The organism is Hahella sp. KA22 (assembly GCF_004135205.1).
In the GTDB taxonomy this organism is placed as follows: domain Bacteria; phylum Pseudomonadota; class Gammaproteobacteria; order Pseudomonadales; family Oleiphilaceae; genus Hahella.
Window position 1 is genome coordinate 93,749 of the sequence record NZ_CP035490.1, and the last position, 13,788, is coordinate 107,536.

Annotated in this window: 9 protein-coding genes; all 9 read left to right on the top strand. The window is 62.0% G+C overall.

Features of this window, described 5'->3' with window-relative positions; all coding sequences use genetic code 11:
- Positions 1 to 4,323 carry a non-ribosomal peptide synthetase gene (locus EUZ85_RS00450; RefSeq protein WP_164887407.1) on the top strand — a complete coding sequence of 1,441 codons (4,323 nt, stop codon included), beginning with the start codon at positions 1 to 3 and terminating at the stop codon, positions 4,321 to 4,323.
- 23 nt (positions 4,324 to 4,346) lie between these two features.
- Positions 4,347 to 5,630, top strand: coding sequence for an aminotransferase class III-fold pyridoxal phosphate-dependent enzyme (locus EUZ85_RS00455; protein ID WP_127973990.1), 1,284 nt, complete (start codon positions 4,347 to 4,349; stop codon positions 5,628 to 5,630).
- An 8-nt stretch (positions 5,631 to 5,638) separates the two neighbouring features.
- Positions 5,639 to 7,210, top strand: coding sequence for an amidohydrolase family protein (locus EUZ85_RS00460; RefSeq protein WP_241566915.1), 1,572 nt, complete (start codon positions 5,639 to 5,641; stop codon positions 7,208 to 7,210).
- A 40-nt stretch (positions 7,211 to 7,250) separates the two neighbouring features.
- Positions 7,251 to 8,456 (top strand): MFS transporter, encoded by a 1,206-nt coding sequence (locus EUZ85_RS00465; protein WP_164887408.1) that lies wholly within the window; start codon positions 7,251 to 7,253, stop codon positions 8,454 to 8,456.
- 430 nt (positions 8,457 to 8,886) lie between these two features.
- Positions 8,887 to 9,900 carry an iron-siderophore ABC transporter substrate-binding protein gene (locus EUZ85_RS00470; RefSeq protein WP_127973993.1) on the top strand — a complete coding sequence of 338 codons (1,014 nt, stop codon included), beginning with the start codon at positions 8,887 to 8,889 and terminating at the stop codon, positions 9,898 to 9,900.
- Between the two features lie 20 nt (positions 9,901 to 9,920).
- Complete coding sequence (locus tag EUZ85_RS00475) at positions 9,921 to 10,946, top strand: iron ABC transporter permease (RefSeq protein ID WP_206617976.1); 1,026 nt, start codon at positions 9,921 to 9,923, stop codon at positions 10,944 to 10,946.
- Between the two features lie 17 nt (positions 10,947 to 10,963).
- Positions 10,964 to 12,070, top strand: coding sequence for an iron chelate uptake ABC transporter family permease subunit (locus EUZ85_RS00480; protein WP_127973994.1), 1,107 nt, complete (start codon positions 10,964 to 10,966; stop codon positions 12,068 to 12,070).
- A gap of 3 nt (positions 12,071 to 12,073) precedes the next feature.
- Positions 12,074 to 12,928, top strand: a complete 855-nt coding sequence (locus tag EUZ85_RS00485) for an ABC transporter ATP-binding protein (RefSeq protein ID WP_127973995.1) — start codon at positions 12,074 to 12,076, stop codon at positions 12,926 to 12,928.
- Positions 12,921 to 13,727, top strand: a complete 807-nt coding sequence (locus tag EUZ85_RS00490) for a 2,3-dihydro-2,3-dihydroxybenzoate dehydrogenase (RefSeq protein WP_127973996.1) — start codon at positions 12,921 to 12,923, stop codon at positions 13,725 to 13,727. The genes EUZ85_RS00485 and EUZ85_RS00490 overlap by 8 nt, the downstream gene beginning before the upstream one ends.
- Positions 13,728 to 13,788: the final 61 nt, after the last annotated feature.

Here is a 13,788-nt window from a genome sequence, read left to right on the forward strand (position 1 = left end):
ATGACCACTCCGGCCGAGACGTCGACCAAAGGATTGTCCGCCGCGCAGAACGGGATATGGCTGGGTCAGCAGATCAACCCCGCCAGCCCCATGTACAACGCGGCTGAATATGTGGAATTACGCGGACCGCTGCACGTTGAGCTGTTTGAGCGCGCGTTGCGCCAGACGCTGATCGAAGCACCCGCGCTGCACGCCACCTTCCATTCCGGCGCCAGGGAAACGGCGCAACGTCTGCACGCGCCGGAGTTCGTCCTGGTGCAGAAAGATTACAGCCATTTCGCGGCGCCGCTGGAGCAGGCGCGCCTGTGGATGCTGAGCGATCTGGCCGCCACCGTGGACCTGTCGCAAGGGCCGCTGTTCACCCAGGCTCTGATCAAACTCGGCGACGACCACTACTGCTGGCATCAACGCATCCATCACATCGCCTGTGACGGTTTCGCCTTCGCCCTGTTGTCGCAACGGGTGGCGGAAATCTACAACGCCCTGGCGGCCAACCCGGAAACAGTCCCCGCCACGGTGGGACGCGGCTTTGGCGACTACGATAAAGTGCTGGAGGAAGACCTGCGTTATCGCCAATCCCCGGCGTTCGCCAAGGACCGGGATTTCTGGGCAGGCTATCTGGAAGGCCAGACGCCGCCCGTCAGCCTCAGCCGCTCCAATGCCCCCATCGCCGACATGGCGACACGGGTGGAGCGCAGTCTGCCGGCGGAATTGATCAAGCGGCTGCATACCGCGGCCAGCACAGTCGGCGCCACTTGGTCGGATGCGCTCACCGCCGCCACCGCCTATCTGATCCATCGCCGCACCGGCGCCCGCGAAGTCACGCTGGGCGCGCCGGTCATGGGCCGCATGGGCTCCGCGTCCCTGCGCGTACCCGCCATGGTGATGAATATTATTCCCCTGCGTCTGCCGTTCGCTGGCGTGGAGTCCTTCAAAGACCTGGTGCAGCTAGCTGCGCAACAAACCCGACTGACCCGCCTGCACCAGCGCTATCGCTATGAACAGCTGCGTCGCGACCTCAATCGCGTGGGCGGCGATCAACGCCTGTTCGGCCCGGTAGTGAACATCATGCCGTTCGATCGGCATGTGGAGTTTCAGGGTTGCGTCTCCCGCACGCATAATCTCTGCGCCGGTCCGGTGGAGGACCTGTCCTTCGCCTTCATTCTGAACAAGAACGGCGGGCTGCGTTTCGATCTGGACGCCAACCCTAACCGTTACAGTCAAACCGATTTGCAGGACATTCAGCAGCAGATGCTGGCGTTGCTGGAGCAGGCCGCGGCCGATATGGAGCAGCCCATTCAGGTTGATCGCGCCGCCCTATCCTGGCTGCAGGGCCCCGCCGCCAGCCAGGCGCCGCAGCCTGTTCTCACTGCGCTGCGTCAACGCATTCTGACGACGCCGCAAGCCATCGCCCTGCAAGCGAACGGCCGCTGCCTCAGCTATGAGGAGTTGGGCCAGCGCGTCGCCGGACTTGCTGAAAGCCTGCGACAATCTGGCGTGAATCCGGGAGATGTCGTCGCCCTGGCGCTGCCTCGCAGCGAAGGCGCTATCGTGACGGCCCTGGCGACCTGGGCCGCCGAGGCCGCATTCGTTTTTCTGGACCCGGCCGCGCCCATCGCCCGCAACCGCTTGATCATTGAAGACGCCCGTCCCGCCCTGGTGGTGACGGAGGACTCGGACTCCGAGTTAAACGTCAACGCCAGCTCGCCGGTAGTGAGCCTGACTGCGTTAGCCCAAGACTCGGTCAGCAACACCGCATTATGGCCGGAATCGACAACACAGGCGGGGCCCGCTTACCTGATCTACACCTCCGGCTCCACCGGCGCGCCCAAAGGCGTGGTTATCGGACATCAGGCTCTGGCGGAGTTCGTCGCCGGCGCCATCGACGCCTACGCCGTCACCGCTTCGGATCGCGTGCTGCAGTTTGCGCCACTGCATTTTGACGCCTGCATCGAAGAGATTTTCGTCACCTTGACGCAGGGAGCGCGCCTTATTCTGCGCAATGACGCCATGTTGGAATCCGCTCCGCGCTTTCTGGAGCAATGCCGTCAATGGGGCGTGACGCTACTGGATCTGCCCACCGCGTACTGGCATGAGCTGGCGTTCGGCTGCGCCACCGCGTCGCTGGAGCTTCCGCCCAGTCTGCGCGCCGTCATTATCGGCGGCGAAGCGGTATTACCGGAGCGGGTGGCGCAATGGCGCGGCTGTTTCGGCGACCGCATCGCTCTGTATAACACTTACGGTCCCAGTGAAGCCACGGTGGTCGCCACCAGCGCGGATCTCAGCGCTGACGCAGGCGCCATCAGCATCGGCCAGCCTCTGGGCGGACGCGCCGTCGCCGTAGTCAATCCACAGATGGAACTGCTGCCTAGAGGTGAAGAGGGCGAACTGTTGTTAATCGGCGGCGGACTTGCCGACGGCTACCTTAATCTGCCGGAAAAAACCGCGGAATGCTTTATTCATGTCCAGTTTCCCTGGTCCATAGAACCCGAACGCGCCTATCGCAGCGGCGACCGCGCGCGCATCAACGCGCAGGGCAATGTAGAGTTTCTCGGACGCCTGGACGATCAAATCAAGATCAGCGGCCATCGCATCGACCCACTGGAAATCGAATCCGCCCTCAGCGCCCTGCCCGGCGTGCAGGAAGCCGCCGTCACATTGAGCCAGCAAGGCAATGGAGTGAAGTGTCTGGTGGCGCATCTGGCGGGGCGGCCCTACGCCATCGCTGAATTACGCGAAGCGCTGAAATCCAGGCTGCCTGCGGCGATGACGCCATCCGCGCTGGTCATGCATGAACGCCTGCCCAAAAACGCCGCCGGCAAGGTGGACCGCAAGCAGCTCAACGCTATCGAAACGGCGTCCGCAAGCAACCTGCCTCAAGCGGAAGCCAGCGCTGAACAGCAACTTATCATTGATGTCTGGCGCGACGTGCTGGGGCAAAGCGCCATCAAGCCGGAAGACGATTTCTTTCTGCTCGGCGGTCAGTCCCTGCAATCCATTCAAGTGGCCAACAGACTGAGCGCGCGCATTGGGCGGGAAGTGCCGGTGACTTTGATTTTTCAAAGCCCGACCGTCGCCGCACTGGCTCAAGCGTTATTTGCGGCGGATGATGCGCAACCGCAATCACGGGACCTGCGGGAACAGATGCTGGCGGACTGCGACGCTTTCGCCCAATCGCTGCCGCCAGCGCCGACTGTTGCATTCGACCTGAGCGCAGCGCCCAGACAGATATTGCTCACCGGGGCCACAGGGTTCGTCGGCGCGCAACTGCTGCATCAACTGCTCTATCAAACTGACGCCGATATCCTGTGCGCCGTGCGCGGCGCCACCGACGCCGAAGCCTTCTATCGTCTGGAGCAGGCGATGTCGGAACAGGGCCTGCCCTGCAGCGCGTTTCGCCGGGTGCGGGTACTGCTGGCGGATATGGAAAAGCCGCGTCTGGGACTGTCCGTGGCGGACTTCGAACAGCTCGCCCAGCACATAGACGCGGTCATTCATAACGCCGCCGTCACCAGCGTCATGCGTGATTACCAATCCCTGCGCGCCGCCAACGCATTAAGTACCGGCGAGTTATTGAAACTGGCCGCCGTGCGGGGCGTTCCCCTGCATCTGGTGTCCACCATCGCCGTGGCGCCGCCGGCGTCCGCCGCCCCCAGTCTGCGCGAGGACTTCACGCCCATTCATGACGGGCTGAGCGATGGCTATCAACAGAGCAAATGGGCCTCTGAACGCATGGCGGAAATCGCCCGCGACAAAGGCTATCCCGTCAATCTGTATCGACTCGCCCGGGTCACCGGCGCGTCCGATTTTGGCTATATCAACGCCAAAGACCTAGTGTGGAGCATCATTCAAGCGGGGATGCGCAGCGACGCATTGCCGGATCTGCCCATCAGCGAACCCTGGACGCCCGTGGACGCGGTGGCGCAATTCATAGTCGCCGACGCCACGTCCCGCCCGGGCGGCGGCGTTTACAACGTCACCCCGCCCCAGGACGTCAGTCTGGCGCGCATTTTCGGTTGGCTGCGGGAGTACGGTTTCGAATTCGACACCCTGCCGTTGCCCCAGTGGAGCCAGCGCGTCAAAGAGCGAGGCGCGGAAGAGGATCAGGCGATCCTGGGCTTTTTTGAACAACGCAGTCATGACGCCGGCGCGCCCAGTTTCGAGCCCGGCGGTATCGACAACGGCAAATTTCGACAACGTATGGAGGAGCTGGGCCTGACGATGCCTGTCATCGATCAGCCCCTGTTCCACCGCTATCTGCAGTACGCCATTGAGTCGGGCCTGTTGCGCACCGCAAACCGGACCGCTGTGAATAAACCCTAATTGATCTCATCACGAGGATAACTATGACATTGCCGGTAACTCCGAACGGGGAAACGCTGAACCTGACCAAGTCCTTCGAACTCGCCAAAGAGAGCGAGAAGCTGGTGGCGGGATTCACCCAGTCCATGATGAAAAAGCCAGAGCAGTTCGCCCCCGGTCATTTCCCGGTTTACATCGCAAGCGGCCAGGGCGCCATCGTCACTGACGTCGATGGCAATGAATACATCGACTTTATCTGCGGTCTGGCCGCTAACACGCTGGGACACAATCATCCTACCGTCGTCAGCGCCATCAGCGAAAACCTGTCCAAGGGCTTGATTCACTCTCTGCCGACGCCAGTAGAGGTCAAAGCCGCGCAAACCCTGACCGACATCATTCCCGGCGCGGAAATGGCGCGCTTCTTCAAAACCGGCGCTGACGCCAACTCCGCCGCTGTGCGTCTGGCCCGTCATATCACCGGGAAAGAAGAAATCATCACTGTCGGTTACAACGGCTGGCACGATCAGTACATGTTCGACACCCCCGGCGTGCCGGAAGTCATTCGTCAGTACACCCACCGCATGCCGCTGTTCACGCCCATGGACGAGCAGCCGGTGCTGGACCTGATCGCCGAGCGCGGCGACAAGCTGGCGGCGGTATTGCTGTCGGTTCCTTACAACCGTGTGCTGACTGGCGAGTTCCTGCGTCAGGTGCGCAAAGCCTGTAATGACAAAGGCGTGTTGCTGGTGATGGACGAAGTGGTCACCGGTTTCCGTCTCGCTTTGGGCGGCGCACAGGAATACTTCGACGTCTCCGCCGATCTGGTCACCCTGTCGAAAGGCATCGCCGCCGGCATGCCGCTGTCCGCGGTAGTCGGCGCCGCCAAGCACATGAAGCGTATGGAAGAGCTGCAGGTGTCCACCACCTTCGGCGGTGAAATGCTGTCCCTGGAAGTGTGCGACGCCGTGTTGAATGAGTACCGTCGTTCGGATTTCGTCGGCCGTATCGCTACTTTGGGCGTTCGTCTGAAAGAAGGCGTCAACAAGGTCTCCGCTGCGCTGGGAACGCCATTGCAGGTAGTTGGTTATGATCCTATCCCCATGTTCCTGTTCTCCAAAAACCCAGTGGAGCACGTGAAATTGGCCGAGCCTTTCCTGGCGGAAATGGCGAAACGCGGCGTCCTGCTGCGTCGTGAAGTCAACTTTATCTGCGGCGTGCATACGGAAGAACAGATCGACTTCACCATCAAAGCCGTGGAAGCCTCACTGCAAGCCATGCTTGACGCAGGCCTGTTCGCCAAGGTGGAAGAGGGAGCTGCGGCTCAATGATCTGCTGCATGAAACACGCCGGGGCGGCGTCCTGGCTGCATAAGCTGATGCTGTCCCAGTCTTCCCGTTCCGCTCCGCTCGCCGCGCAAGCGGCGGGATCGGAGGGATCGGCGCACGGCGAAACCTTCAACGGGCTGGCGGCGGAACCCCGCGCCCGTGACGACGGCCCGCAACCCGGCGAGGGCGCGCGCACCCTGATCAAAGGCGGCTTTCTGTATGCCGGCGATGACGCCAATACGGTGATCGAAAACAGTTGGGTGCTGGTGGTGGGCGATCGCATCGCCGCCATCGGTTCCGCTGAGCAGCCGGCGCCGGAGTGCGATCAGGTCATCGACGCCGCCGGCAAGCTGGTGCTGCCGGGGCTGATTAATCCGCACTGGCACGAAAGTTTTGTCGCGCCCAATTTCGAGCGCCCGGACGATGCAGGCCTGGAGCCAACGCCCTACTCCAATGGCGGCGATATCGAGGCATTGGGCTCCATGTTCGCGTTCATCTCCACCGTAGGGCAGAAACTCACCCATGCGGAAGGCGTCGCCATCGCGCGCTGGAGCATGTGGACGCAGTTGCGATCCGGAACCACCGCACTGGGCGACGTGGGTTCCGCCAACACCGCCGACGCCATGGCGCAGGCGGCGCTGGACCTGGGCATGCGCATCCGCGTCAGTCGCTGGGGATCGGACATCATGATTCCCAACGGGGCCAAAGAATTTCGCCGTATCGCCGATACCCGGGCCCAGGCGGACGATTGGGCGGCGTTGATGGAAACCTGGAACGATCACAGTTCCGGCCTGATCGGCGGTATGCCATCCGTCATGGGCGCTTTCGGCAGTTCCGACGAACAGCTGATGGCTTTGCGCGACATCGCTGATCGCTATCAGGCTCCCTACGCCACGCATCTGGCGCCGCTGCGCAATGAAACCGCCGCCGTGCAGGCGGTATTCGGCCGCACGCCAGTGGGCCGTTTCGACGCCCTGGGCATGCTCACCGATCGTCTGTTGGCGGTGCACACCGCCTACGCCAGCGAAGAAGAGTACCGTCGCCTGTTGGAAACCGGCGTGAATATCTGCCACTCCCCGGCGCACTACGGCATGCTGGGCGAAGCCACCGTCAGCGAGACTGGTCAGATCGGCCGTTTCATTAAAGATGGCGGCCATGTGTCCTGTAGCACGGACGGCGACATCTCCTATATCGGCGGCATGCCGGAAGCCATGCGCGCCGCGCATCTGGGCCACAATGAAGCCCAGAACTGCAATACCGCCTGCCCGCCAACCCTGGCGCTGCGTATGGCGACCCTGAACGGCGCCCGCGCTCTGGGCTGGCGCGACCGCATCGGCTCCATCGAAATCGGCAAGCAGGCGGACCTGGTAGTCATCGACATTGACGACTGGCGTTACCGCCTCGGCAACCATCCCTTGCGCACCTTCCTGGTGGCGGGCGGCAGCCGGGACGTGAATGCCGTCATGGTGGCCGGTCGCATAGTAGTGCAGAACGGCCGCAGCGCCCTGTTCGACGAAGCCGAACTGCTGACGGATTACCGTCTGGCGGTGGCGTCGGCGCGCGCGCGCATTCAACGCAAATAAACAGGATGTTTAACGCAACATGACAGACAAGGAAACCGCTATGACGACGCCCACGGCCACTGCGCCGACCATGAACGGCAGAAGTCTTTTTCTACTCCTGGCCAGCACCATGACGGTGATGGCCGGCGCCACTCTGGCCCCGGCGCTGCCGGGTATGGAGGCCGCCTTTGCGCAAGAGGAAAACGCGGAATTCTGGGTCAAGATGATCCTGTCCGCCCCCGGCCTGTTGATCGCCTGCTGCGCGCCCATGGTGGGCTGGCTGCTGGATCACTGGAAGAAAAAGCAGGTGCTGATTCTGGCCCTCTGTCTGTATGGCGTGTCCGGCGTGTCCGGTTATTTCCTGCATGACTCGCTGGTCGCCATTCTGCTGGGACGCATCGCCCTGGGCGTGGCGGTGGCCGGCGTCATGGTCGCCTGCACCACGCTGGCCGGAGACTATTTCGCCGGCCCTCATCTGGCGCGATATATGGGCGTGCAGGCCGCGTTCGGCGGTTTCGGCGGCGTGTTGTTTCTGGGCATGGCCGGCCTGTTGGCGGATATCGACTGGACGGCGCCGTTCCTGATTTATCTGTTCGCGTTCATCGTGTTGCCCGGCGCCATGGTGTTTTTGGAAGAGCCGGAGCGCAAACAGCCTTCCTCCGGTGAGCTGGGCGGCGCGGCGCCAACGCCTCCCGGCGGTCCCCTGGCCTTGTGCTACGCCCTGGCGGCGTTTGAAGTCTTAGCGCTGTATATGGCGCCGCTGCATTACCCATTTTATGTGGCGCAGTTCGGCGTAACCGACGGCTCTGAGATCGGCTTCGCCATCGCCGGGATGCTACTGCTCACTGCATCGGTGTCCATGTATTACCGCAAATTCGGCGGCCTGTTCCCATTCCCGGTCCTGCATGGCGCCGGCTGGCTGTTGATCGCCATAGGATGGGGACTGTTGGGCTTCGCTCCCAGTTACGGCGTCGCTCTGGCGGGCATGGCGGCGGCGGGGGTCGGCTTCGGGATGATTCGTCCGAACCTGATCGTCTGGCTGTTTTCTTATACTCCACCGATGCTGCGCGGCCGCATTATCGGCGGCGTCACCACTTGTTTCTTTATCGGTCAGTTCCTGTGTCCGTTGTTAACCCAGCCGTTGATTGACCATTACGGTATTTCCGCCACCTTCGCTATCGCCGGCGGCGTCTCGCTGTTGCTGGCGGCGCTGTTGCTGGCGGCGAGTCTGAAAACAGCGCCTGCGCCAACGGCAGCCAAATCCTGATCGCTCACGGAGAGACAGACGGTTCGCCGCACTCTCCGTTACAAGTCAACCATTTCTATTTGCTAAGAGTTCCACCAAAGCGGAGAGTCATCTCCGCTAAGGAGGTGGAATGCCACCCTGTCTCGCCACCTTACTCTCGCCAGCTTCTCTCGCCATCGCGCTTTCAATTTGATCCACCTGCTCATGCGTAAACATGCGCAAATAAGAAAGGTGTTGATTATTTGAACACAAACGATAATGATTATCATTTTACAAGCATTTCATTCTATCGTAGAGTGTGCTCCGATAACGGCAAGAGTCCGGTTAAATTTTCGCCGGAGATGATAAACCCCCTTTCGTTTCCCAGGCCGCGCCACAGTTGCGTAGACCGTCCTTATTCTTGCCGAAGGAATCCACCCTGATTGCGACAGCATGCTGGAAGCAGGTGACTATGGCAGATAACAACTCCTCCCCGACCAAGAAATTCGCACTACTGGCTATCAGCGCCGCACTGGCCCTGGGCTTCACTGCGCTGGCCATGCAGAAACCGGACGCCACGTCCGAAACGGCGCAAACGCAGTCCGCGGCGCCAGTGGAACAACCTATCGCTACCGCCACTAAAGATATTACTGACGCCGCCGGCCGCCGCGTCAGCGTGCCGGTGGAGCCCAAGCGCGTACTGGCCCTGGGCGAGTTTGATATGGACGCCATGCTGGCGTTGGGCATGAAGCCGGTGGGAGTGACTGACGGCCGCGGCCAGCAGACGCCGCCCAACTACTTGAAGGATCTCAGCGTCGACATTGAGTCCATCGGACGCTTGGCGCAGCCCAGCATCGACAAAGTGATCGCCGCGCAACCGGATCTGATTCTGACCAGCGCCATTCAGGACGAGAAGCTGATTTCCCAGCTCCAGCAGATTGCTCCCACTGTAATCACCTCTGCTTCTTCGGAAAACTGGCGCGATATGTTCAAACGCATCGCCGTCGCCCTGAGCAAAGAGAGCGAAGCGGAGAGTTTTCTGGCTAAGTACGATGAAAAAGCGGCGAAAATTCGCGAAACCCTGGGAAATCCGGAAAACGTGTCCGTCAGCGTAGTGCGCTGGAGCCCCAAAGGCCCCACTTATATGCTACGTGACGTATTCATCAGCCAGGTCATTGCGGATGTCGGCCTGTCCCGCCCTTCAGCGCAACAGGAAAGCGGCATTCACTCCGCGCCCTTGAGCCTGGAAGCCCTGCATGAAATTGACGGCGACTGGATCTTCGTCGGCACTCTCAGCCCCGTAGGCGACGCCGCGGATACCTTTGCGGAGATACGCGACAACGCCGCCTTCAAACAGCTGTCCGGCGTCAATAATGGGCATCTGGTGTTAGTCGACGGCTCCTTGTGGACCAGCGTCGGCGGGCCTCTGGCCGCTATGGCGGCGCTGGATGACATTGAACAGGCCATGCTGAGCAAACAAGGATAGTCAAAGTTAAAGGAGCATTGATGTCGCAGGCGTTTCGCCCGGCTGTCAGCCGTCGTAACTGGGCGTCCGTCGCCATGTTGATGCTGGCGCTGTCCGGCGTCGTGTTAACTTCCATGCTGGTGGGGTCCGGGCAACTGGACGCCGTCCATAGTCTCGCCTATCTGCTGTCTCCGGGGGACAACGCCGACGCCTACGTCAGTATGGTGATGACGGAACTGCGCCTGCCCCGCACCCTCGCCGGCGTCATTATCGGCGTGGCGCTGGGCGTCGCCGGCAGCCTGCTGCAGAACGTCACCCGCAATCCTCTGGCCGAACCCGGCCTGCTGGGCATCAACGCCGGCGCCGCGCTGGGCGTGGTGATCGGCATTAGCTTTTTTCACGCCAGCAGCTCCTATTCCATGCTGATCTGGGCTATTTCCGGCGCGATGGTCGGCAATGGCGCGGTCATGCTGGCGGCTCAAGTGGGCGCGGCCAGCATGACGCCATTACGCCTGGTGCTGGCGGGTGTAGCGATCAACGCTGCGTTCCAGGGGGTCACTTCCCTGCTGCTGCATGATCACATCGCCGCCTTCGATCAATACCGTTACTGGATTCTGGGCTCATTGTCCGGCATCACCATGGAAGCAGTCAGCCAGATCGCTCCGGCAGTGCTGGCCGCGCTGGTTCTGGCGGCGGCGCTGACGCGACCGCTTTCCGCACTGACTTTGGGGGATGACTCCGCCAAAGCCCTGGGTCACAACCCGAATCTGATTCGCGCCCTGTTGTCCCTGAGCATCACGCTGCTGAGCGCCGCGGCGGTGGCCCTGGCCGGCCCCATCGTTCTGCTGGGACTGATCGCCGCCTACATCGCCCGGGCGCTGGCCGGACATCATCTGCGCAACCAGTTGCTGTATTCCGCCGTCGCCGGCGCATTTCTGCTGTTGTCCGCAGACATTCTGGCGCGGGTGATCAATCGTCCTTTCGAAGCGCCGGTCAGCGCCGTGGTCGCCTTTATCGGCGTCCCGATCATTATTCGCATCGTCCATTCCAATCGCATGTTCAGTTAGGCCTGGAGGTATCCGCGATGAGCCGTATGTCGCCCTCTGTCGAGCAGGCCGCCCCATCCCTCGGGCTTCCTGACGCCGCATCTTTCCTTCCGGCCGGTAGCCGGGTGGTTCGCATCGGCCCTGTATCCATGACCTTCAACCTGCATGATCTGGCGACCGCTCTGCTTATCCTGCTGGTGATACTGTTGGCGGTCTGCGCCTCGCTGATGCTGGGCTCTACCCGTTTGTCCCTGGCGCAGGTATGGCAGGCCATGCTGGGAGAAGGCAGTCCCGCGCACCAGTTGTTGACCATGCAGATCCGTCTGCCCCGCATCGCCGCCGGGCTGGTGGTGGGCGGCTGTCTGGGCGCCGCGGGCTGTCTGTTGCAGGGACTCGCCCGCAACCGTCTGGCCACGCCGGATATCCTTGGCGTACACCAAGGCGCCACGTTGGCGGTGGTCATCGCCATGCTGGCCGGGGCCGGCGGCGTACTGGATTCATGGTGGGCGGCGATTATCGGCGCCTCCGCCACCTTGTTGGGCGTACTGGCGTTCAGCGGACGCTTCGGCTCCAACGGTTATCGCATTCTGGTGATCGGTCTAGGGCTGACCTATTTGCTGCGCGCCATGACGGAAGTGTTGGTGACCTACCTGCCTTTGCATGAAGCCAGCGCCATGTACACCTGGAGCATCGGCACGCTGCTGGGCAGAGATTACGCCATCGCCGCTCCCGCGTTTTTCGGCCTCTGCCTGTTGCTGCCCGTATCCGTGGCGCTGGCGCGACAGCTGACTTTATTGCAGTTCGGTGAAGACACCGCGGCCTCCCTGGGTTTGAATCCCGAGCGTCTAAAAATCGCCGTCGTATTGACCGTGGCGGTGCTGACCGCGTTGTCGGTGACTGTATCCGGCCCTATCAACTTCATTGCGCTGATGGCGCCGGTGACCGCCAGCTTTCTGGCGCGTCCGGATCAAACACCCGTGTTGCGCTCCACCTTGCTGGGCGCCCTGTTCGTGATCGTGGCGGACACCATTGGGCGCATTTACAGCGACGTGGAGACGCCCATGGGCGTCATCGCCACCATGATGGGCGGGCCGTTCCTGCTGGCGGTTATCCTGTTTCAACCCCAATCCAGGCAAGGTAATTGATTGATGTCCGAGCCAAGACTCGCTATTCAGAACGTTTCCCTCAGTTACGCGAACGGGCGCGGCGGTAAAGCCGACGCCGCGCCAACGGTGAAAGAGGTCAGCCTGCAAGCCCGGCCGGGAGAATTGATGATCATCGTCGGCCCCAACGGATGCGGCAAATCCACCTTGCTGCGCGCCGTGGCGCGTCTGCACAGACCGGATTCCGGCCGCATTTTGCTGGAAGGCGAAGACGTCTGGTCGCTCAGCAGAAAACAGGCGGCCACCCGGTTGGCCCTGTTGCCGCAAACACCCACCGCGCCTGAAGGCATCCGCGTGGCGGATCTGGTGCGGCATGGCCGCCATCCCCATCAGGGGCTGTTCCGCCAATGGACCAGCGCCGACGAAGACGCCGTGCGCCGCGCGCTTCTCGCCACCGACACCGCCGATCTGATGGATGCGCCGCTGGATCACCTCTCCGGCGGTCAACGCCAGCGTTGCTGGCTGGCTATGGCGCTGGCTCAGGAAACCAATCTTTTATTGCTGGACGAGCCCATCAGCATGCTCGATCTGGGGCATCAGGTTGAGGTGCTGAATCTGGTGCGAGACCTTTCCGCCAAAGGCATCACCATCATGATGGTGCTACATGACCTGATCGCCGCCGCGCGCTACGCCGACACCCTCACCGCCATGCGCGAAGGCCAGGTGGTGGCGAGCGGTCCGCCCCGCGAGATTCTGACCCGGGATATGGTGCGCGAACTCTATAACGTCGACGCGCACATTCTGAGCGACCCTGACGGCAATCCAGTGGTTACTCCGGCGGTGGGCGGCGCGTTTTCTTCTCTGTCCCCCTCCAACAGCAAGGAGCAATCTTATGTCTGATTCCACTACACAGAGCGCCGGCGCGGATTTCGCCGGCAAAGTCGCCATCGTCACCGGCGCCGCGCAAGGTATTGGCGCCGCGGTTGTGGCGGCTCTGGCGGAAAGCGGCGCCAAGGTCGCCGCTCTCGACGTGCAGGAAAAGGCCCTGCGCGACACTACTTCCACTCTCACCGCGAGGGGGTTACAGGTGCGTCCTTTCGTCGTGGACATCAGCGACGCGGCGGCCATCGAAGCGGTGGTCGGCGATATCGAAGCTGGCCTGGGCGAAGTGGAAGTGTTGGTGAATGTGGCCGGTATTCTGCGTCTGGCGTCCGCCACGGAACTGACGTCCGACGACTGGCTGGACACCTTCGCCGTCAACACCCATGGCGTTTTTTTCCTGAGCCGGGCTGTCGGCCGCCTGATGAAGGAGCGTCGGCGCGGCGCCATCGTCACGGTTGGCTCCAACGCCGCCGCCATACCACGCACTAAAATGGCGGCCTATGCCGCATCCAAAGCGGCGTCGACCCATTTCACCAAGTGTCTGGGTCTGGAACTGGCGGAGTACGGCGTGCGCTGCAACATTGTCTCGCCCGGCTCCACCGACACCGCCATGCAACGTCAGTTCTGGACTGACGACCAGGCGCTGGAGGCGGTATTGAACGGTTCTCTGGACTCCTATCGCACCGGCATTCCTCTCAAGCGCATCGCCACCCCGGAAGACATTGCTGAAGCGGTGACCTTCCTCGCTTCGGACAAAGCTCGCCATATCACCATGCATAACCTCTGCATCGACGGCGGCGCAACGCTCGGCGTCTGACAATAGCGATCGGTAATAACAAGGCGCACAGAAGCGCCTTGTTGCTATTCTCCACCTGACT

What these genes read in the sequence shown, in the direction of transcription:
- EUZ85_RS00455 (WP_127973990.1), top strand. Translation starts at nt 4,347, where the DNA reads ATGACATTGCCGGTAACTCCGAACGGGGAAACGCTGAACCTGACCAAG.
- EUZ85_RS00450 (WP_164887407.1), top strand. Translation starts at nt 1, where the DNA reads ATGACCACTCCGGCCGAGACGTCGACCAAAGGATTGTCCGCCGCGCAG.
- EUZ85_RS00475 (WP_206617976.1), top strand. Translation starts at nt 9,921, where the DNA reads ATGTCGCAGGCGTTTCGCCCGGCTGTCAGCCGTCGTAACTGGGCGTCC.
- EUZ85_RS00490 (WP_127973996.1), top strand. Translation starts at nt 12,921, where the DNA reads ATGTCTGATTCCACTACACAGAGCGCCGGCGCGGATTTCGCCGGCAAA.
- EUZ85_RS00470 (WP_127973993.1), top strand. Translation starts at nt 8,887, where the DNA reads ATGGCAGATAACAACTCCTCCCCGACCAAGAAATTCGCACTACTGGCT.
- EUZ85_RS00460 (WP_241566915.1), top strand. Translation starts at nt 5,639, where the DNA reads ATGAAACACGCCGGGGCGGCGTCCTGGCTGCATAAGCTGATGCTGTCC.
- EUZ85_RS00485 (WP_127973995.1), top strand. Translation starts at nt 12,074, where the DNA reads ATGTCCGAGCCAAGACTCGCTATTCAGAACGTTTCCCTCAGTTACGCG.
- EUZ85_RS00480 (WP_127973994.1), top strand. Translation starts at nt 10,964, where the DNA reads ATGAGCCGTATGTCGCCCTCTGTCGAGCAGGCCGCCCCATCCCTCGGG.
- EUZ85_RS00465 (WP_164887408.1), top strand. Translation starts at nt 7,251, where the DNA reads ATGACGACGCCCACGGCCACTGCGCCGACCATGAACGGCAGAAGTCTT.